The sequence below is a fragment of the Corynebacterium sp. genome (genome assembly GCF_030535495.1).
GTDB lineage: Bacteria > Actinomycetota > Actinomycetes > Mycobacteriales > Mycobacteriaceae > Corynebacterium.
The window spans coordinates 1-18,780 of sequence record NZ_JAUNRW010000042.1 but is presented as its reverse complement, the minus strand read 5'-3'; the positions used below and the strand labels follow the sequence as shown (position 1 = coordinate 18,780).

Sequence of the window (18,780 nt, the reverse complement as noted above, 5' to 3'; positions counted from 1 at the left end):
GAGGTTTGCAAGAATATGGGGCATGTCTAACGTTGAGAAGAGCGGCTACGTCGATCCGGGCTGGCCCAAGCACATCCCGCGCACCGACGGCCACGCCGTGACCGAAATTACCTCCACCCTGGCTGGTGCCTCCAGCCCTTACGGCGATGACCTGGTTCTGCCGGTGCCGGCAGAGGAACTCGGTTACGTCCACCCGTACACCCGCATCAACAAGTAGGGCGACGGACACCTTTCTTATCGCGCGCTGATCCCCTGCGTGCCACGCTGCGTCGTGGTGCGTGGGGGATCGGTGCGTCTGCGACGTGGGTGTGCCGCGGCCCTGGAATCGCCGATGCCCCACCGGGTGACCGGTGGGGCATGACGTGAATGTCTTTAGAGACCGACGATGGAGTCGATCGCGCCACGGTTCGCGCCGTAGAAGGCGTCGAAGTTGTCGCGGTTGGCGGCGTAGGCGGCCTCGATGCCGGCCGGAACAGCCACGCCGTAGCTGGCCAGGGTGCCGCGGATGTGGTTGTAAAGTGCGTCGACGGCCAGCGCGTCGGAGGAGCCCTCAGCCTGCTGAGCAGCCTGCTGGACCGGGGCCGGGACCTGGACCGGGGTCTGGGTGGGGACGGTGCGCGGGGTCGGGGCGGAGTTCAGACCCAGACGGGCGGAGCAGGAGGGCCAGGCGCCCCAGCCCTGGCCGGCGAGGGTGCGCTCGGCGACGGCGATCTGCTGCTCGCGGGTGGCCTGGTAGGCGTAGGGGGCGAACTCGGTGCCACCGTAGGCGCGCCAGGTGGAGGGGGAGAACTGCAGGCCACCGTGGTAGCCGTTGCCGGTGTTGATGTGCCAGTTGCCGCCGGCCTCACACTGGGCGAGACGATCCCAGTCGGAATCCGGGGCGGCAGCGGCGGCCGGAGCCATGAGGGCGGCGGCGGTGCCGAAGGCTGCGGTGGTGGCGGCGAACTTGGTGGTGAAGGAGACGGTCTTACGGGTGTGACGTGCCATGGTGGAGTGGTCCTCTCATGTTGACGCCTGCGAGGTGAGCTGTCGGGTTCGGGAGGAGGATCACTGTGTCACCGTGCCCGGCCTCTGGTGTGAGGCTTCACCCCGAGGGAAGCAGCTGGCGCTGCCTACCGGTGCGGTCCCGTGGGGGTCCGCGGTGGTTTCCCCGCCCCTGTCCGTATGGGTATTCACGTTTCGGGTGCACATTGCCTGCGCAGTTTCCGTCTCCCGGACAGGGCTCGGCGTGGGGGACGGTGACTCTTCAGCCAGGAACTGCACTGTGCCTGTCGAATACGATAACGCTTTATAACGTTTCAGTCACGCGAGACTCTCGAAATGGTGGAGAAGGACGGATGGAGGGACGAATTGCCGCGGAAACCTGCAGGTCATCCATCCGGCGCCCTGATATGTGATTTATGTCACTCGACACGTCCCTGTAACGAAGACCGGAGAAAACGCGAAGTATTAAGCCTGAGCGCGACAGGGGTATACTCAACCGTTCACGGTCATCATGCACAGCCATCGTGGCCGACACCAGCAACACCAAGAAAGGGAATGGTGAACACTGTGCCGATCGGCAAGGTGAAGTGGTACGACGCCGACAAGGGCTTCGGTTTCGTCTCCAACCCGGGGGACGAGGATGTGTACGTGGGCAAGCAGGTGCTGCCCGAGGGTGTCGACGAACTCGTCGCCGGTCAGCGCATTGAGTTCGACTTCGCCGCCGGCCGCCGGGGCCCGCAGGCGCTGCGCGTCAAGGTGCTCGACACCCCGCGCCGCCGCCCGGTCAACCGCCGCAAGCCGGAGGAACTGGGCAGCATGATCCAGGACCTCATCACCGTCCTCGAGTCCCAGGTGCAGCCCGGCCTGGCCGCCGGACGCTACCCGGACCGCCCGGTGGGCCGCCAGGTCGCCGAGATCCTGCGCGTCGTGGCCAAGGAGCTGGACGCCTAAACGGGGATCAGGGGGCCTGCAGCTCCTGCCCGTCCTCCATGGTGCTCAGCGACCACACGGTGGCGTAGGGGGTCTCCTCATCGTTGGCGTCGCGGCCGATCATGGCGGCGGAGATCTCCACCACCATGAGGAGCGGACGGGGTTCGCCCTCGGCGACGGGGTCCACGGAGCCCGGGATCTCCACACTCGTGGTGTCGTAGGCGCCGTGGAACTGCTGGTCATTGGCCGCCGGATCGTCGTAGATCATGAGCAGCTGCCAGTCGTGATCGTGGATGTCCTCGGGGATCTCCAGCACGAGGGTGTCATCGGCGCCGACCGGCAGGTTGGGCACCTCCCCCTCCGGGCACTCCAGGCCCGGCTCGCAGACGATGTAGGGGAACACCTCGATGCTCTCACCACCGTTGGAGGCGGTGACCGCCACGTCGTGCGGCTGCGGGCCGGGACGGTTGTTCCACCAGTTCTGGGCGAGCACCGCTGCCACGATGATGATCACGACGGCAACCAGGAGGGTGAGGAACTGCAGCAGCGCCTTCTGACGCGCCTTCTTCGGGGAGGCCATGGCACCACATCCTACCCAGCGGGCACGAGCTCAACCTCGTAGAGGTCGGGCCAGCGTTTGCCGGTCAGCAGGAAGCGGTCGGTGCCCGGCAGGTGGGCGATCCCGTTGAGCACGTGGTTGGGATCCGGCAGCGCGTTGTTCGGTAGTACGGCGCCGTCGATGACACCGGTGACGGTGCCTGCGGTCTCACCGGGGCGGGCGTCGATACGCACGATGGCGGTGTCGAGGAAGATGTTGGCGTAGACGTCACCGTCGACGCATTCGAGCTCGTTGAGCGCCTCCACCGCGGTTCCCTCGAGCGTGACCTCGAAGCGCTCGCGCTCGGCGAAGGTGTCCGGGTCCAGGCGACGTAGCTGGGAGGTGCCGTCCGACATGATCAGTTCGGTGCCGGTGGAACAGATTCCCCAGCCCTCGCCGGGGTAGGTGACACGCTCCATCTCCTCCAGCGTCGTGGCATCGCGTTTGAGCGCGATCTGCTCCTGCCACGTCAACTGCCAGATGTGGTCGTCGTGGCGGGTGACCCCCTCGCCGAACCAGCTCGGATCCAGGTCGACGGAGGCCAGCTCCTCACCTTCGAGGTTGGTGCGGTAGAGGCGCGACTGACCCTCCCAGCCGGTGCCGACGAGCAGCGTGCCGTCCTCGTCGACCTCCAGACCCTGCGTGAAACTCGAGTCGTCGAAGGGGTGGGTGGCCACGATCTGCGGGACCAGGTGCTCCACGGTGGGGGAGCTGGCCTCATCGTCCGCGGCGCAGGACACGAGCCCGGCGGAGGCGACAAACGGCAGCAGGGTGGCGGCGACGCGGCGCCTCAGTGAATGGCCCATGTCCGTCATTGTGCCGTACATGCCCCATAATGAGGGCGTGGCAACCAATCATCGACGTTCCAAGAACCCGCTTCTCGACGCCCGCGCCGTCGACCTCGCCCGCAGCGCCCTGGAGGAACTCGGGGAGGGCCCCGTCGGTGAGCACATCGGTGTCCAGGGCCTGAGCCGCAACGTGGCCACCCACCGCTTCGCCGCCGAGGTCCCCGGTTACAGCGGCTGGGAGTGGAACGCGGTCCTGGCGTGTGCCTCCGGTTCCCGCCACGTCACCGTCAACGAGGTGGCGCTGGTCCCCGCCCCCACCGGGGAAGCTCTCCGCGCCCCGGAGTGGGTGCCGTGGTCCGACCGGATCCGTCCGGGGGATCTGGGCCCCGGTGACCTCATGCCGCCGGAGCCCGGCGATGAGCGCCTCACCGAGACCGAGGACGGACGCACCGTGTTGTCCCGCCGCGGCCTGGAGGACACGAAGCAACGGTGGCGGACCGGGGACTTCGGTCCCACGAGTGACTTCGCCGAGAAGGCCACGCTCACCTGCCGCACCTGCGCCTTCTTCATCGGCGTCGGCGAGACCCTCGGGGAGAACTTCGGGGCCTGCGCCAACGAGTACTCGGCCGACGGACACATCGTCCACGCCACCTACGGCTGCGGAGCTCATTCCGACACCCCGCCGGACACCCTCCTCGACGAGGGACCCGATGCCTTCGACGACGAGTCGCCGATCTACTAGACCTGTCCGGCGCGCGCCCACATCTTCTCGTTGATCTCCCGGTGGGTGGGAGCCCCCATCCGGGGTCGGTGCTCGTCCCGCGGCGGAAGCACGGAGCCGTACTCCAGCCAGCCGGTCACCTTGCGTACCCCCTCCACGGAGCTGAGCAACCAGGTCTCGTTTCCGCGCAGCTGCGACATGGTGAAGCCCTCGGGGTGTTCAACAACACTCACACCCGCCTCTGTGAGCAGTTCGAGGGCCGCTGTGAGGGTGATCGACTCCGCCGCGCGCGGATGAGCCGAGACGTTCGCGGTGCCGTCCCGCAGGAAGAGCAGGGCGGAGAAGATGCCGGAGATGACCATCCCGCGATCGTCGATAAGCACCCCGGCATCGGTGCCGGAATGCCGCAGCATGTTGAGCTGACGGATCTGCCAGCCGAAGTCCGGGCCCTTGCGTGTGGGGCGTCGACGCTGGTCAGGGATGCCTTCTGCATCGACAATGACGTCCTCGCGGGGCATGACCGCCGGGTGCAGTTCCACCGTGATGGTCGTCCGACCGACCTGGATGTGGGGCCGGAAGATTCCGTGCGGGGCCTCCCGGAGCTTCGCCACCACCTCGTCGACGGCGCGGGGATTGAAGGACGCCTCCGCGCGGAGCCGATCGAGATGGGCGTCCAGATTCGCGACACGTCCGTCGCGCATCATGAAGGTCGAGGTGTACAACACGGGGGCAACTCCTTGGCTTCGGTGCGCTCACGAATCTACCCAAAGTTTTGTGCAATCGATGTTGAGGTGAGAAATTAACGACGTAACAAAAACTTCATTCACCGTATGAACCTGAACAGGGGAACCACATGAGCACACCCGTGCAGCCGTCCGTGGAGCCTGTGGAGTCGCGGGATCGGGGCTCACTCGACCGCTTCTTCCACATCACTGAACGAGGATCGAGCGTCGGCACGGAGATCCGGGCCGGCGTCGTCACCTTCTTCGCGATGGCCTACATCATCATCCTCAACCCGCTGATCATCGGCACCACCGCCGATGTCAACGGCACCACGCTCGGTGTCCCCCAGGTCGCGGCCGTCACCGCGCTCACCGCCGGTGTGATGACCATCGCCTTCGGCTTCATCGCCCGCTACCCCTTCGGCATCGCCGCCGGTCTGGGACTCAACACCCTCGTCGCCGTGACCATGGTCGCCGGCGAGGGCCTGACCTGGCCGGAGGCCATGGGCCTGGTGGTCATCGACGGCATCATCATCGTGCTGCTCGCCGTCTCCGGTTTCCGCTCCGCCGTGTTCAAGGCGATCCCCGCCTCCATGAAGGCCGCCATGGGCGTGGGCATCGGCATGTTCATCGCCATGATCGGGCTTGTCGACGCCGGCTTCGTCCGCCGCGTCCCCGATGCCGCCGGCACCACCGTCCCCGTCGGGCTGGGTATCGACGGCTCCATCAGCTCCTGGCCCACCCTCACCTTCGTCCTCGGCCTCATCATCTGCGGTTTCCTGGTCATCCGGAAGATCCGCGGCGGCCTGTTCCTCGGCATTCTGGCCACCACCATCCTGGCCATGATCATCGAGTCCACCGTCAAGGCCGGCCCCTCCTTCGTCGACGGCCAGCCCAACCCCACCGGCTGGTCCCTGGCCGTGCCGGTGCTGCCCGAGGGCTTCGGCGGCCTGCCGGACCTCTCCCTGGTCGGCGCAGTGGACATCGTCGGCGCCTTCACCCGGGTCGGTGTCCTCGCCGCCTCCCTGCTGGTGTTCACCCTCGTCTTGGCGAACTTCTTCGACGCCATGGGCACCATGACCGCCCTGGGCAAGCAGGGCAACCTCGTCGGCAAGGACGGTGTTCTGCCCGACATGAAGAAGGCCCTGGTCGTCGAGGGCTTCGGTGCCATCGTCGGCGGTGCGACCTCCTCGTCCTCCGCCACCGTCTACGCCGACTCCTCCGCCGGTGTCGCCGACGGCGCCCGCACCGGCCTGGCCAACATCATCACCGGTGTGCTGTTCCTGCTGGCCATGTTCCTCACCCCGCTCTACGAGGTCGTGCCCATCGAGGCCGCCGCGCCGGTCCTGGTCATCGTCGGTGCCCTCATGATCGCCCAGATCGTCGACATCGAGTGGACCCAGTTCCACATCGCCCTGCCGGCCTTCCTCACCATCGTGGTCATGCCGTTCACCTACTCCATCGCCAACGGCATCGGCGTCGGCTTCATCGCCTTCTCCCTCATGGCCGTCGCCGCCGGCAAGGCCAAGGACGTCCACTGGATCATGTGGCTCGTCTCCGCTCTGTTCGTCGTGTTCTTCGCCATGGATCCGCTCCTCGAGGTCATCGGCTAGCTTGATGTCCCGCCTGCTTATCGACGCCCCCGCCGACCCTCGCCTCGACGACATCCGGGATCTCAACCGCTCGGACGCCGCCGACCGGCGCCTGGTCATCGCCGAGGGCCCCCTGGTGGTGGGCCGCCTGCTGGAATCGCGCTTCCCGGTGCGTTTCATCGTCGGCTTCGGCCCGAAGCTCGACGCCCTGGGGGATACCCCGGGGATCCCGCAGTACGAGGTGACGCGCGAGCTCCTCGCCGAGGTCGCCGGCTTCGACATGCACCGCGGGCTGCTGGCCGTCGCCGACCGGGCCGCGGAACCCTCCGTCGAGGAGATCCTCGCCACGGCCCGCACCGTGGTGGTTCTCGAGGGGGTCGGCGATCATGAGAACATCGGCTCGATGTTCCGCAACGCCGCCGGCATGGGCGTGGACGCCATCCTGTTCGGCAACGGCTGCGGTGACCCGCTCTACCGCCGTGTGGTGCGCGTGTCCATGGGGCACGTCCTGCGCCTGCCCTACGCCCACCTGGAGGGCACGTACACCACCTGGCAGCGCTCCCTGGGCCCGCTTGCCGACGCCGGCTTCCACCTCGTATCGCTGACCCCCGACCCGCAGGCGGCCCACCTGGCTGACGCCCTGGAGGGCAGGGACAAGGTGGCGCTGCTGGTCGGCGCCGAGGGACCCGGACTGACCGAACATGCCATGCGGGCCACCCACGTCCGGGCCCGTATCCCCATGGCGCCGGGCACGGATTCCCTCAATCTGGCCACCGCGGCGGCGATCGCCTTCTACGAGCGCGAGCGCTCCCTGCGCTAGTTCCTCCGGTCGGAGTGGCGCAGCTTCTCCTGCACCCACCGGGTCGCCGCACCCAGCCGCCGGGCCGCGCTGGAACCGGTGCGCTTCGCGACGGTCACCGTCCTGTCCGCCCAGTGGGTGCTCTCCGGGGCGGCCTCGGTGTCGTCCTCGTAGTCGTCGTAACCGGTGGCCAGGGCGGCGGTGTCGGGCCGGGTGGCCACCTCCTTGTCCCGGCGGGGGCCGTCCACCACGCGCGGTGCCGGTCGGCCGTCCACGGCAAAGGCGACGATGTGAATGTCGGGCCCCTCCGGGGAGACATCCACCCCGAGCAGCGTGCGCTGCGCCTCCGCCACCAGATCCACCGGTTCGAAGGGCAGCGAGATACCGCCGATGGGTTCCGCCTTCTCTCCGGCCCAGAAGGGGGCCTCGAAGGGGGCGGGCAGTCCGACATCCTCGTAGGTGCGGTTTCGTTCGGCGCACAGGGAACGCTTGAGCACCCCGCCGCGCCAATGGGCGTACCCGCCGTATCCGGTGTCCGGATTGCGGGCGAAGGCGAAGATCTCCGCCGCCGGGACGGAGTCTAACAGCCGGGCGTCCAACTCCGAGAGAGCCGGGGTGTCGTGCAGCGCGGTCTGGACGACCGTCACGCCCGGGAAACCGGCGATGTAGTACTCGCCCGCAGAGGCCTGGGCCGAACGGTTGAGGGGAAACTCACCGATCGGCGTGATCGGCCAGGCCGGATTGAGCTGCGCCAGGTACTTCCTGCCGAACCCACGGTCCGCCTTCGGCTCCGCCTCGACGATTCGCGCCGGGTCGGCGGCGGTGACAAACCACAGGGTGACGACACTGTCCACGACGCGTCCCCTCCCTAGTTACGCGGTCGTTTGGTGTTGGTGCGGACCCCGAGCAGGACGTCCTCCCAGTGGGGGGTGACCGCTTTCCGACGCCGCCGCGTCGGCCCCTTCTCCTCCGGATCCGGGTGCTGCAGGAAGTCATCCCCCTCGATCTCCTCCGGCACCACATCGATCTCCGCGGTATCCGCCGCGTCATCGGTGGCATCCCCGCGGGAGCCCCGACCCACCGAGGAGAGCGTGCGCACGGGCTGGACGAAGTCCGGGTCCGTGAGATCCGCGGCCACGGCGTTGCGAGCCTCGGCGGTGGACTGGGAACTCATGTGGCCGTGGATCGACCATTCCGCCTCGTTCTCTGAGAGCCCGGCAGTCCACGACACGCGGACCACCCAGGTTCCGTCGGCCTCCCGGAAGGCATCCCACGTGGTGTCCGTGACCGAGTTGCCGCGGGCCGCGAAGGCGGCGGCGAGCACCTCCCAGAGGGTGAGCTTGGCCGGGCCGTCCTCACGCACCGGATGCGCCTGCTTGGCCAGCTCCGCCATCCGTTCACGCTCGAGGAGTACCGGGTGTGCGAAGGGCTCGACCCGGGCGGGTGCCACCCCCATCTCCGCGGCCAGGTCCTCGACGGAGGAGCCCGCCCGGACGCGGCCCTGAATCTCGCGGGGCCGCATGGTCAGCGGGGCGGTGAGCAGGGGATCAGGGGTCGGCAGCACGCGTTCCCGGTCAGCCTCGGCGGACGGCTCCACTGCGGCAGGAGGAGCATCAGAGGTCTCCGACGAGTCCGCAGCTGCGGACTCCGGTTCCGGCACCTCCGCGGTCAGCAGGGCCCTGGTGGCGGCAAGGTCCAGGGTGGTGACGTCGAGGAAGAACTGCTCGCCGTCGTCGCTACGCAGCACCAGTGAGGTGGCGGACGACTCATCGGGGACGAGGAACAACTCGCGCATGCGTTCTCCTTCTATCGTGATGAGTACCACCCTAACGCAGACATGCGCCGGACCGCGTGAGGTCCGACGCATGTTGGGCAGCGTGTGACGTGCTGTTACCGGGCGGCGACACCCGAGTCGAGGACATGGTCGATGGCCTTGGTCAGGGTCACGATGTCCTGGGAGTCGATGGCCGGGAACATGCCGATGCGCAGCTGGTTGCGGCCCAGCTTGCGGTAGGGCTCCACGTCGAGGATGCCGTTGGCGCGCAGCACCTTGGCCAGGACGGTGGCGTCGACGGCGTCATCGAAGTCGATGGTGCCCACGACCAGGGAACGCTTGGCCTGGTCGGCCACGTAGGGCGAGGTCTCCGCGCGGGCCTCGGCCCAGGAGTAGAGGGCATCGGAGGAGGCGGTGGTGCGGGCGACCATACCGTCCAGGCCACCGTTGTCGTTCATCCACTGCACCTGGTTGTCGAGCATGAGCATGGTGCCCACGGCCGGGGTGTTGTAGGTCTGGTTCTTCAGGGAGTTCTCCACGGCGGTCTGCAGGTCGAGGAAGGCCGGGATGAAACGGCCGGAGTCCTTGATCTTGGCGATGCGCTCCATCGCTGCCGGGGACATGGCGGCGAACCACAGGCCGCCGTCGGAGGCGAAGCACTTCTGCGGGGAGAAGTAGTAGACGTCGGTGTCTGCGATGTCGACGGGCAGGCCGCCGGCGCCGGAGGTGGCGTCGATGACGATGAGGGAGCCGTCAGAACCCTCCGGACGGACGATCGGCACCATGGCGCCGGTCGAGGTCTCGTTGTGCGCCCAGCCGATGACGTCGCACCCCTCCATGGCCTGCGGCTCGGGGGCATCGCCGGCGGGAGCCTCGATGACGGTCGGCTCCTCCAGCCACGGTGCCTGCTTGGAGGCCTTCGCAAACTTGGAGGAGAACTCGCCGTAGGACAGGTGGCCGGACTTCTTCTCGATGAGCCCGAAGGTGGCGGAATCCCAGAAAGCCGTGGCACCGCCGAGGGAGAGGATGATCTCGTATCCCTCCGGCAGGGAGAAGAGATCGGCCAGACCCTCGCGGACGGAGCCGACGAGGTTCTTCACGGCCGGTTGGCGATGGGAGGTGCCGATGATGTCACGGCCGCCGTCGACAATTGCCTGCAGCTGCTCCGGGCGGACCTTGGAAGGGCCGCAGCCGAAACGGCCGTCAGCAGGAATGAGGTCGGCGGGCAGGGTGGGGAACTCGGTCATGGGGATGACGGCCCTTTCGTGGTCTGGTTTTGGGGTGCGATCTGAGAACATGCTGTCCAAACGAGATCCACCTTAGTATCTCCCCATTCGTGCGGTAACCGGAACCCGCTCGTTGTTACTGTCACGCTCAACGGGGGTAGTTTGTGGGGTGAGCGGAGGGGCGTGCCCTCGCAAATTCGCCGGGGGTGACCTGCTTTTCCGAAATCTGTTGCCTCCATCACATGATTTGCTAAACTGTGCCCTGGTCCACCAAAACGAGTGCCGTCTGGTTCCACAGGGAGCAGCGCAAACGCCTTGTGGTGGGAGCACAACTGCACATGATCGGTTCTGTCCGGTATTCCCCGGCCCCAGTGGTGGGGGGAGGCCGGAGGGAAAACCGTCCACATCATCGTGTCGACGTCACCTAAGCTGAAACATGACTCACCGTCATGTCGGAATTACGGTGGGCGTCACACTCATCGAAGTTCATCACGACGGCTGACCCCTAACCCCGGGGCAAGGTCGACAACGAAGTCTGAAAGGTTCACAGTGGCTACTGACAACACGGAAAAGGCCGTACTCAACTACCCCGGCGGCGAGTTCGAGATGGACATCATCAAGGCTACCGAGGGCAACGACGGCGTCGTCCTCGGCAAGCTGCTCGCTGACACCGGCCTGGTCACCTTCGACCCGGGCTACGTCTCCACCGGTTCCTGCGAGTCCGCCATCACCTACATCGACGGTGACAACGGCATTCTGCGCCACCGCGGCTACGACATCGCTGACCTGGCCGAGAACGCCACCTTCAACGAGGTGTCCTACCTCCTCATCAACGGTGAGCTGCCCACCACCGATGAGCTGCGCAAGTTCAACGACGACATCCGTCACCACACCCTGCTGGACGAGGACTTCAAGTCCCAGTTCAGCGTCTTCCCGCGTGACGCTCACCCGATGTCCGTCCTGGCGTCCTCCGTCAACATCCTTTCGACCTACTACCAGGACGAGCTGGACCCGCTGAACGAGGAGCACAACGACAAGGCCACCGTCCGCCTCATGGCGAAGGTGCCGATGCTGGCCGCGTACGCGTACCGCGCATCCAAGGGTGCCCCGTACATGTACCCGGACAACGCCCTCAACGCACGTGAGAACTTCCTGCGCATGATGTTCGGCTACCCGACCGAGCCGTACGAGATCGACGAGGTCATGGTCAAGGCTCTGGACAAGCTCCTGATCCTCCACGCCGACCACGAGCAGAACTGCTCCACCTCCACCGTCCGCATGATCGGTTCCGCACAGGCGAACATGTTCGTCTCCGTGGCCGGCGGCATCAACGCCCTGTCCGGCCCGCTGCACGGTGGCGCCAACCAGGCCGTCCTCGAGATGCTCGAGGAGATCGACGCCAACGGTGGCGACGCCACCGACTTCATGAACCGCGTGAAGAACAAGGAGAAGGGTGTCCGCCTCATGGGCTTCGGACACCGCGTCTACCGCAACTACGATCCGCGTGCCGCCATCGTCAAGGACACCGCACACGAGATCCTCGAGCACCTCGGTGGGGACCACCTGCTCGACCTGGCCATGAAGCTCGAGGAGATCGCACTCAACGACGAGTACTTCATCTCCCGCAAGCTGTACCCGAACGTCGACTTCTACACCGGCCTGATCTACCGCGCCATGGGCTTCCCGACGGACTTCTTCACCGTCCTGTTCGCCATCGGCCGCCTGCCGGGCTGGATCGCCCACTACCGCGAGCAGCTGGCCACCACCACCAAGATCAACCGCCCGCGCCAGATCTACACCGGCAACACCCTGCGCACCGTCACCCCGCGTGACGAGCGCTAAAACCCCCTGTTAGTCCGGGCGTCATGAAACCGGGCACAACCCCACCTCCTTATACTGGTGGGAGTTGTGCCCGGTTTTCTTGCACCATTACTTAAAGGAGACACACATTATGACCAAGCCGCAGATTGAAGCCCAGACCGGCCCCGCACCGGAAGAGCTCGTCGCTGTCGACCTCGTGGTCGGGGAGGGCGACGAAGCCCAGCCCGGTGGCCTCGTCGAGGTCCACTACGTCGGAGTCGACTTTGAATCGGGTCAGGAGTTCGACTCCTCCTGGGACCGTGGCCAGTCCATCGAGTTCCCCCTCAACGGCCTCATCGCCGGTTGGCAGGAGGGCATTCCGGGAATGAAGGTCGGCGGCCGCCGCCAGCTGACGATCCCGCCGGAGATGGCCTACGGCCCGGCCGGTGGCGGACACCCCCTGTCCGGTCGCACCCTCGTCTTCGTCATCGACCTCCTCAACGTCGGCTAAGACTCCTCTACGACGACAACACTCCCCGCTGCGGGGAGTGTTGTCGTCGTTTCTAGGCCCGGGTGCTTCGCCAGGCCGACGCGACAGCCTTGCTCACGGCCGGTGCGACTGAAGGATCGAGGGGGGAGGGGACGATGTGCTCAATGTCGAGGTGTTCTTCGGCGACCTTCGCGATCGCCCGGGAAGCGGCGAGCTTCATCTCCGGGGTGATGGCGGTGGCACCGGCGGCCAGGGCTCCGTGGAAGATACCGGGGAAGGCGAGGACGTTGTTGATCTGGTTGGGCAGATCGGAGCGACCGGTCGCCACCACCGCGCCATAGCGGTAGGCCAATTCGGGGTCGATCTCCGGGTTCGGGTTGGCCAGGGAGAACAGGATCGGGCTCTCGGCCATGACCTGGAGGGCCTCCTCGGGGATGGTGCCGGCGGACAGGCCGATGAAGCAGTCGGCACCGGTGAACGCCTCCACTACGCCACCCGTGATGCCACGCGGGTTGGTGGTGGAGGCGAGTTCCTCCTTCACCGGGTTGAGATTGTCCCGCCCGGCATGAACGACACCGCGGGAGTCGAGCATGATGATGTCGGCGACGCCGGCGTCGGCAAGAATCTTCTCGCACGCCACGCCGGCGGCACCGGCGCCGGAGATGACGACCTTGAGGTCCGCCATGTCGCGCTCCAGCAGGCGGCAGGCGTTCTGCAGCGCTGCGAGGATGACCACCGCGGTGCCGTGCTGATCATCGTGCATGACCGGCATGTCCAGTTCCTCGATGAGTCGGCGCTCCACCTCGAAACAGCGCGGGGCGGAGATGTCCTCCAGGTTGATGGCGCCGAAGGAGGGGGCGATGGCCTTGATGACCTCGACGAGGCGGTCCGTGTCGGTTTCGTCGAGCACGATCGGAATGGCGTTGAGTCCGGCGAAACGGTCGAAGAGCTGGGCCTTGCCCTCCATCACCGGCAGGGCGGCGCGGGGGCCGATGTCGCCGAGGCCGAGGACCGCGGTGCCGTCGGAGATGATCGCCACGGTATGACCGACGCCGGTGAAGCGATGGGCCAGCTCCGGCTTCTCGGCGATCGCGGTGCAGACGCGGGCCACACCGGGGGTGTAACAGAGGGAGAGGTCGCGTTGCGTCTTCAGCGGGCGCGCCGTGCGGATGGAGAGTTTTCCGCTCTCATGCGCGGCGAAGATCTCATCATCGGACAGTTCCGTGATGTGATGGACGTGGGGATTACGGACGTCAGTCATGGTGGTCAGTCTATTTGGAGGGAGGGGACCGTTCCCGCTCTACCGCCGGAAGGTGGTGAGGGGCACAATGGGGACATGAACCTGACTCTCAATGACGGCAGTGAGATCCCCCAGATCGGGCTGGGCACCTGGCAGCTGGTGGGGGAGGAGGGCTACCGCGTCATTCGGGAGGCGATCACCCTGGGCTACCGGCATCTGGACACCGCCTCGGCCTACGGCAATGAAAATGAGGTGGGGCGAGCTGTCCGCGATGCCGTCGCGGCCGGGGATGTCACGCGCGACGAGCTGTTCATCACCACCAAGGTCTGGCGGGATGAGCAGGGGACGCGTGCCACCCAGGAAGCGTGCCGACGCTCCCTGGATCGTCTCGGTCTCGACTATCTCGACCTCTATCTCGTGCATTGGCCGCACGCGGAGCAGGGACAGTACGTGGCGGCCTTCGAATCCATCGCCCGCTTGCAGGGGCTGGGACTGGTGCAGTCGGTGGGTGTCGCGAACTTCTACGAGGAGGTGCTCCGGGAGATTATCGACGAGGTCGGGGTGGTACCCGCCACGAATCAGGTGGAACTGCATCCAGGGTTCTCACAGACGCCACTGCGTCAGGTACATGCGGATCTCGGCGTGACGACGGTCGCGTGGTCCCCGCTGGGACGCGGCGGGGTGATGGCGGAACCGGTCCTTGACCGTATCGCCCGCGAGGTGGGGGCGACGCCGGCGCAGGTGGCGCTGCGGTGGGCCATGGACCTGGGATGCGTGGTGATACCGAAATCCGCACACCCGCGACGGCTGCAGCAGAATCTTGAGGCAGGAAGCATCACGTTGAGCCGGGATCAGATCCTCGCAATATCGGCACTGGACCGCAGCGACCATGCGGGTAGACTCTTCGATGACCCGCGTTGCTTTTGAGAGCAATACGTGACTGCGCCGTGATGCAGGCCTGTGACCTGCAGAAACGCTAGAAAAAGTGAATCCTGTTAACCCTTGCTGGTGACCTGGGCCACTGTTGTGAAGATCGGGGCGCATGCGAAGTATCGCTTCGCAAACTTAGCTAACGATGGCGAGTTCCCGGGCGGGGGTGGAGGTAATATCAAAGATTATGCTGGTCGCAAGGGGGTGCGGGGGTGACTGCGGGCACATATCGGGGCAATTGTGTCCGTTCGCTTCAACGTTGCAATGTGAGCCAGGTAACTTACATTTGCAGCACAGAGTGTGACAGCTTCCACAGGGTAGGAAATCCTGAGGCGGTGATCACCGAAAGCGCAACCCCCGGATCACCCGGGGTCTGACATGAAAGAGAGAACACAGTGAGCGCGACTCCAGTGGTCCGACCGGATGGCCGGCGCGAGCCGACATCCGAGGAATTTATCGCGATGCAGGGTAGCCCGCAGTTCCAGGAACTGCGCAAGGTTTTCCGTAGCTTCGCCTTCCCGATGTCCGTGGCATTCTTTGTCTGGTACATGCTCTACCTTCTGGTGGCGACCTTCGCCGCAGACTGGATGGGTACCGAAATTGGTGGCGGTTTCAACATCGGCATCGTCTTCGGCCTTCTCCAGTTCCTGACCACGTTCCTGATCACCTGGATCTACGTGAAGTTTGCCAACAAGAACATCGAGCCGCGCACCGCCGCGATTCGCCAGGAAATGGAGGGTTAGGACAATGGACCTTACCTACCTCGCACAGGAAAACACCGGCAACCCGATCCTCAACATCGCGGTCTTCGTCGTGTTCATCGTCGTCACCATGACCGTGGTTATGCGTGCCGGCAAGTCCACCAAGGAAGCCTCTGACTTCTACACCGGTGGCGCCTCCTTCACCGGTACCCAGAACGGCCTCGCCATCGCAGGTGACTACCTCTCGGCGGCCTCCTTCCTCGGTATCGTCGGTTCCATCGCCCTCAACGGCTACGACGGCTTCCTCTACTCCATCGGCTTCTTCGTCGCGTGGCTGGTCGCCCTGCTGCTCGTCGCCGAGCCGCTGCGTAACGTCGGCCGCTTCACCATGGCGGACGTGCTCTCCTTCCGCCTGCGTCAGAAGCCGGTCCGTGTGGCCGCCGCTATCGCGACCCTCGCGGTCTCCCTGTTCTACCTCATCGCCCAGATGGCCGGCGCCGGCTCCCTGGTCTCCGTCCTCCTGGACCTGCACGGCACCATGGAGCAGGCCATCGTCGTCACCGTCGTCGGCCTCATCATGACCGCCTACGTCCTCGTCGGCGGCATGAAGGGCACCACCTACGTCCAGATGATCAAGGCCGTCCTCCTCATCGGTGGTGTCGCCATCATGACGATCTGGACCTTCATCGCTGTCCGCGGTGGCTTCACCACCCTGTTCAACGAGGCCATCGCCTCCCACGCAGCCTCCCAGGCCATGATCGACCGCGGCTACGAGGCCGCCGACATCATGAAGCCGGGCCTGAACTACGGTGCCACCTTCACCAAGCAGCTCGACTTCATCTCCCTGGGTCTGTCCCTGGTTCTGGGTACCGCCGGTCTGCCGCACGTCCTCATGCGCTTCTACACGGTTCCCACCGCCAAGGAAGCCCGTAAGTCCGTGACCTGGGCCATCGTCCTCATCGGTTCCTTCTACCTGTTCGCCATGGTCCTCGGCTACGGTGCCGCCGCCCTCGTCGGCCCGGACCGCATCATGGCAGCTCCGGGTGGCGCCAACGCCGCCGCACCGCTGCTGGCGCTGGATCTCGGTGGCTCGATCTTCATGGCCCTGATCTCCGCGGTCGCCTTCGCCACGGTTCTCGCCGTCGTCGCCGGCCTGGCGATCACCGCCTCCGCCTCCGTTGCTCACGACGTCTACAACAACGTTCTCCGCGACGGTAAGGCGACTGAGGAAGAGACCGTCCGCATCTCCCGCATCACCGTGGTCGTCCTGGGCATCATCTCCATCGTCCTGGGCATCCTGGCAATGCAGCAGAACGTCGCCTTCCTGGTGTCCCTGGCCTTCGCCGTGGCCGCCTCCGCGAACGTCCCGACGATCCTGTTCTCCCTGTACTGGAAGCGCTTCAACACCGCCGGTGCTGTCGCCTCCATGTACACCGGTGTTATCTCCGCACTGCTGCTGATCTTCTTCTCCCCGGCAGTCTCCGGTACGCCGACCTCGATGATCTCCGGTGCTGACTGGTCCATCTTCCCGCTCACCAGCCCGGGCCTGGTCTCGATCCCGCTGGCCTTCATCGCCGGTATCGTCGCCACCCTGGCCACCAAGCCGGACAACCTGGATCACCTCCAGTCCGAGATGGAAGTTCGTTCCCTCACCGGCGTCGGCGTCGAGGCTCCGGTCGACCACTAGTCGCCTGAACTCCCGCTGATCTGTAGCGCCGTCATCACGTCTCAACGTGATGGCGGCGCTATCATGTTGAGACGTGTCAACATCCTTTTCCCGAATGGTCGGCGCCGTGGTGGTCACGGCGTTGCTCGCCATTCCAGTGGTCGCGGTTGTCGGTGTTCCGCGCGACGTCCCGCTTATCGACGCCGCCTCCGACGCCCCCGCCACCAGCCCCGCGGACGCGCCCGAACAGGACGTGAAACCGGTGACGGTGGCCGGTCCCGACCTGGACTCCTTCGTGGAGAACTCCACCGGCTCACAGGTCAGCTTCTACCGCATCTCCGACGGTTACCGCACCGGCACCGCCACGGAGCGTTTCGCCCGGCCGGCGCTCAGCCTCATCAAGCTCTACATCGCCGAGTACGTCATCGAACACGGCACGTTGGCCGAGCAGTACGAGGCGATCACCATGATCAGCTCCTCGTCCGACCGGGCCGCCGGCCAGCTGTACCGGAAGTATCCGGACTCGATCACAGAGGTGGCGGAGAAATACGGTCTGCAGTCAACGCGCGCCGCAGACCGCTGGGGGTTTTCCGTGACCTCGACGTGGGACGCGGTCAACTTCATCGCACAGCTGATGGAGGACGATCCCACGCATCCGATCCTGGTGGCCATGGCGGAGGCGACCCCCATCGCCGCCGACGGCTACGGCCAGGATTTCGGAACCTCGGTGCTGCCCGGGGTCATCGGCACCAAGTGGGGTTGGTCGGACAAACGCGACCTGCACTCGTCTGTTTCTTTCGGGGAGAACTTCGTCGTGGCCGCTGCGGTGACAGGCACAGCAGACGACCTCACCGACCTCGTCGAATTTCAGCTTGCCGACGAGGTGGATGAGGCCCTGGAAGGTTAGAGGCTCGACGCGCGGCGGAGCACGTCGACAATCTGGTCGAGCGGCGCATCGGGGACGGCCGGTGCCGGTTGCTGCACCGGGGGAGTGGGGGCGGCCTGGCCCGGGGTCCACTGGCCCCAGTCGTGGGCGTAGACGTGGTTGATGTCCACGGTGACGCCGTCGATCGTGCGCTGCTGGTTCTGCGGGAGCTGGTGGATGGTGGTGCGGGGGTGGATCCGGCCGCCGGAACCCCAGTCGTGCATCCAGTAGAAGCTCCCGATGCCGTCGGCGATGGCCCAGTCGATAACGTGGTAGTTGCCGTACACGCCCGTCTGGTAGCCGGCCAACTGCAAAGCGGCCTGGAAGGCCTGCAGGTAGGGGCGGATCTGGTTGACGTACTGGGTGCGGGTGGGGTTGTCGTCGATGGCGATGTAGATGGGGCGGCCCGTGGGCCCGCCCGCTGCCTGGTGGATGGCGATGGCCTGCGGGGCGTGAACGGCGGCACCGGCTGCACCCTGCAGCCAGTCCGCGGTGCCCGCGCGGCCGAACTGGTAAACCGAGGCCGTCTTCAGTCCGTGCTGGGCCAGCGACCGGGTCTCGACAAGGGTGACCGGTTTGCCCGTCATCCAGCTCTCGGTGCCCGGGCGACGTCGGGAGACGTAGCGGACGGCACCCAGGTGACCCGCCGCCTTGATGGAGGAGGCCGAGGGCACTCCGGCTGCGTAGTCGATGACGGTGCCCAGGATGCGGCCCTGGGCGTTTGCCTGCGGGGTGGTGAGGGCGGCGGTGCCCACGGCACCTGCCGCGACAGCGAGGGCAGAGGTGCGGAGAAATCCGCGACGGTTCATGGTGGTCATGGAGACTCCCGTTATTGTCACATGGTTAACAAGGGTCACACTAGTAACAGTTCGGGGAGTTGGCAATAGGGACCGG

At 66.0% G+C, this 18,780-nt stretch carries 20 protein-coding genes and 1 riboswitch; of the genes, 11 read left to right on the top strand and 9 right to left on the bottom strand.

Annotation, left to right across the window (positions count from 1 at the left end):
- Nucleotides 1–22 precede the first annotated feature (22 nt).
- Complete coding sequence (locus Q4F73_RS06925) at nt 23–217, top strand: hypothetical protein (protein ID WP_303358625.1); 195 nt, start codon at nt 23–25, stop codon at nt 215–217.
- Between the two features lie 155 nt (nt 218–372).
- On the opposite strand, the gene Q4F73_RS06920 is transcribed toward Q4F73_RS06925, so the two are convergent.
- Nucleotides 373–987, bottom strand: coding sequence for a resuscitation-promoting factor Rpf1 domain-containing protein (locus tag Q4F73_RS06920; RefSeq protein ID WP_303358624.1), 615 nt, complete (start codon nt 985–987; stop codon nt 373–375).
- Nucleotides 988–994: 7 nt separating this feature from the next.
- A riboswitch (cyclic di-AMP (ydaO/yuaA leader) is annotated at nt 995–1,181 on the bottom strand.
- A 370-nt stretch (nt 1,182–1,551) separates the two neighbouring features.
- Between Q4F73_RS06920 and Q4F73_RS06915 the strand changes: the two genes are divergently transcribed.
- Nucleotides 1,552–1,935, top strand: a complete 384-nt coding sequence (locus tag Q4F73_RS06915) for a cold-shock protein (protein WP_303358627.1) — start codon at nt 1,552–1,554, stop codon at nt 1,933–1,935.
- 7 nt (nt 1,936–1,942) lie between these two features.
- On the opposite strand, the gene Q4F73_RS06910 is transcribed toward Q4F73_RS06915, so the two are convergent.
- Nucleotides 1,943–2,494, bottom strand: a complete 552-nt coding sequence (locus Q4F73_RS06910; RefSeq protein WP_303358623.1) for a DUF2771 domain-containing protein — start codon at nt 2,492–2,494, stop codon at nt 1,943–1,945.
- Between the two features lie 11 nt (nt 2,495–2,505).
- A complete protein-coding gene (locus tag Q4F73_RS06905; RefSeq protein ID WP_303358622.1) occupies nt 2,506–3,318 on the bottom strand; it encodes a glutaminyl-peptide cyclotransferase in 813 nt (270 codons plus the stop codon).
- A gap of 19 nt (nt 3,319–3,337) precedes the next feature.
- On the opposite strand from Q4F73_RS06905, the gene Q4F73_RS06900 reads away from it, so the two are divergent.
- Nucleotides 3,338–4,042: a DUF3027 domain-containing protein gene (locus tag Q4F73_RS06900; RefSeq protein WP_303358621.1), complete on the top strand. Its 705-nt coding sequence runs from the start codon at nt 3,338–3,340 to the stop codon at nt 4,040–4,042.
- Here Q4F73_RS06900 and Q4F73_RS06895 read toward each other — a convergent pair.
- A complete protein-coding gene (locus Q4F73_RS06895; protein ID WP_303358620.1) occupies nt 4,039–4,746 on the bottom strand; it encodes an aminotransferase class IV in 708 nt (235 codons plus the stop codon). The two genes, Q4F73_RS06900 and Q4F73_RS06895, sit on opposite strands and share 4 nt — an antisense overlap.
- Nucleotides 4,747–4,874: 128 nt before the next feature.
- Between Q4F73_RS06895 and Q4F73_RS06890 the strand changes: the two genes are divergently transcribed.
- Complete coding sequence (locus Q4F73_RS06890; protein WP_303358619.1) at nt 4,875–6,356, top strand: NCS2 family permease; 1,482 nt, start codon at nt 4,875–4,877, stop codon at nt 6,354–6,356.
- A 1-nt stretch (nt 6,357) separates the two neighbouring features.
- Nucleotides 6,358–7,155 (top strand): RNA methyltransferase, encoded by a 798-nt coding sequence (locus tag Q4F73_RS06885; RefSeq protein WP_303358618.1) that lies wholly within the window; start codon nt 6,358–6,360, stop codon nt 7,153–7,155.
- Here Q4F73_RS06885 and Q4F73_RS06880 read toward each other — a convergent pair.
- From Q4F73_RS06880 to serC, 3 genes are all read right to left on the bottom strand, one after another.
- The gene (locus Q4F73_RS06880; RefSeq protein ID WP_303358617.1) at nt 7,152–7,988 is read right to left on the bottom strand and encodes a hypothetical protein; all 837 of its coding nucleotides are present in this window, start codon (nt 7,986–7,988) and stop codon (nt 7,152–7,154) included. The two genes, Q4F73_RS06885 and Q4F73_RS06880, sit on opposite strands and share 4 nt — an antisense overlap.
- Before the next feature lie 14 nt (nt 7,989–8,002).
- Complete coding sequence (sepH, locus tag Q4F73_RS06875) at nt 8,003–8,929, bottom strand: septation protein SepH (RefSeq protein WP_303358616.1); 927 nt, start codon at nt 8,927–8,929, stop codon at nt 8,003–8,005.
- Between the two features lie 95 nt (nt 8,930–9,024).
- The gene (gene serC / locus Q4F73_RS06870; RefSeq protein ID WP_303358615.1) at nt 9,025–10,155 is read right to left on the bottom strand and encodes a phosphoserine transaminase; all 1,131 of its coding nucleotides are present in this window, start codon (nt 10,153–10,155) and stop codon (nt 9,025–9,027) included.
- 528 nt (nt 10,156–10,683) lie between these two features.
- On the opposite strand from serC, the gene Q4F73_RS06865 reads away from it, so the two are divergent.
- Nucleotides 10,684–11,976 (top strand): citrate synthase, encoded by a 1,293-nt coding sequence (locus tag Q4F73_RS06865; RefSeq protein WP_303358614.1) that lies wholly within the window; start codon nt 10,684–10,686, stop codon nt 11,974–11,976.
- 109 nt (nt 11,977–12,085) lie between these two features.
- Nucleotides 12,086–12,445, top strand: a complete 360-nt coding sequence (gene fkpA / locus Q4F73_RS06860) for an FKBP-type peptidyl-prolyl cis-trans isomerase FkpA (RefSeq protein ID WP_303358613.1) — start codon at nt 12,086–12,088, stop codon at nt 12,443–12,445.
- Between the two features lie 52 nt (nt 12,446–12,497).
- Here the strand turns inward: fkpA and Q4F73_RS06855 are convergent, their stop codons facing one another.
- Nucleotides 12,498–13,685, bottom strand: a complete 1,188-nt coding sequence (locus tag Q4F73_RS06855) for an NADP-dependent malic enzyme (RefSeq protein ID WP_303358612.1) — start codon at nt 13,683–13,685, stop codon at nt 12,498–12,500.
- A gap of 75 nt (nt 13,686–13,760) precedes the next feature.
- Here Q4F73_RS06855 and Q4F73_RS06850 point away from each other — a divergent pair, with 75 nt between their 5' ends.
- The 4 genes from Q4F73_RS06850 (at nt 13,761) to Q4F73_RS06835 (ending at nt 17,868) form a co-directional block, all read left to right on the top strand.
- Entirely contained in the window at nt 13,761–14,591 is an 831-nt protein-coding gene (locus tag Q4F73_RS06850) for an aldo/keto reductase (RefSeq protein WP_303358611.1), read from the top strand.
- Between the two features lie 464 nt (nt 14,592–15,055).
- The gene (locus Q4F73_RS06845; protein ID WP_303358626.1) at nt 15,056–15,337 is read left to right on the top strand and encodes a DUF485 domain-containing protein; all 282 of its coding nucleotides are present in this window, start codon (nt 15,056–15,058) and stop codon (nt 15,335–15,337) included.
- 4 nt (nt 15,338–15,341) lie between these two features.
- Nucleotides 15,342–16,982, top strand: a complete 1,641-nt coding sequence (locus Q4F73_RS06840) for a cation acetate symporter (protein WP_303358610.1) — start codon at nt 15,342–15,344, stop codon at nt 16,980–16,982.
- Nucleotides 16,983–17,055: 73 nt separating this feature from the next.
- Complete coding sequence (locus tag Q4F73_RS06835; RefSeq protein WP_303358609.1) at nt 17,056–17,868, top strand: hypothetical protein; 813 nt, start codon at nt 17,056–17,058, stop codon at nt 17,866–17,868.
- On the opposite strand, the gene Q4F73_RS06830 is transcribed toward Q4F73_RS06835, so the two are convergent.
- The gene (locus tag Q4F73_RS06830; RefSeq protein WP_303358608.1) at nt 17,865–18,704 is read right to left on the bottom strand and encodes a DUF1906 domain-containing protein; all 840 of its coding nucleotides are present in this window, start codon (nt 18,702–18,704) and stop codon (nt 17,865–17,867) included. The two genes, Q4F73_RS06835 and Q4F73_RS06830, sit on opposite strands and share 4 nt — an antisense overlap.
- Between the last annotated feature and the right edge of the window lie 76 nt (nt 18,705–18,780).

Excerpts from the sequence above, each read along its gene's own strand:
- Q4F73_RS06925 (WP_303358625.1), top strand. The coding sequence starts at position 23 with ATGTCTAACGTTGAGAAGAGCGGCTACGTCGATCCGGGCTGGCCCAAG.
- Q4F73_RS06920 (WP_303358624.1), bottom strand. The coding sequence starts at position 987 with ATGGCACGTCACACCCGTAAGACCGTCTCCTTCACCACCAAGTTCGCC.
- Q4F73_RS06910 (WP_303358623.1), bottom strand. The coding sequence starts at position 2,494 with ATGGCCTCCCCGAAGAAGGCGCGTCAGAAGGCGCTGCTGCAGTTCCTC.
- Q4F73_RS06905 (WP_303358622.1), bottom strand. The coding sequence starts at position 3,318 with ATGGGCCATTCACTGAGGCGCCGCGTCGCCGCCACCCTGCTGCCGTTT.
- Q4F73_RS06900 (WP_303358621.1), top strand. The coding sequence starts at position 3,338 with ATGCCCCATAATGAGGGCGTGGCAACCAATCATCGACGTTCCAAGAAC.
- Q4F73_RS06890 (WP_303358619.1), top strand. The coding sequence starts at position 4,875 with ATGAGCACACCCGTGCAGCCGTCCGTGGAGCCTGTGGAGTCGCGGGAT.
- sepH (WP_303358616.1), bottom strand. The coding sequence starts at position 8,929 with ATGCGCGAGTTGTTCCTCGTCCCCGATGAGTCGTCCGCCACCTCACTG.
- serC (WP_303358615.1), bottom strand. The coding sequence starts at position 10,155 with ATGACCGAGTTCCCCACCCTGCCCGCCGACCTCATTCCTGCTGACGGC.
- fkpA (WP_303358613.1), top strand. The coding sequence starts at position 12,086 with ATGACCAAGCCGCAGATTGAAGCCCAGACCGGCCCCGCACCGGAAGAG.
- Q4F73_RS06855 (WP_303358612.1), bottom strand. The coding sequence starts at position 13,685 with ATGACTGACGTCCGTAATCCCCACGTCCATCACATCACGGAACTGTCC.
- Q4F73_RS06850 (WP_303358611.1), top strand. The coding sequence starts at position 13,761 with ATGAACCTGACTCTCAATGACGGCAGTGAGATCCCCCAGATCGGGCTG.
- Q4F73_RS06845 (WP_303358626.1), top strand. The coding sequence starts at position 15,056 with ATGCAGGGTAGCCCGCAGTTCCAGGAACTGCGCAAGGTTTTCCGTAGC.
- Q4F73_RS06840 (WP_303358610.1), top strand. The coding sequence starts at position 15,342 with ATGGACCTTACCTACCTCGCACAGGAAAACACCGGCAACCCGATCCTC.
- Q4F73_RS06830 (WP_303358608.1), bottom strand. The coding sequence starts at position 18,704 with ATGACCACCATGAACCGTCGCGGATTTCTCCGCACCTCTGCCCTCGCT.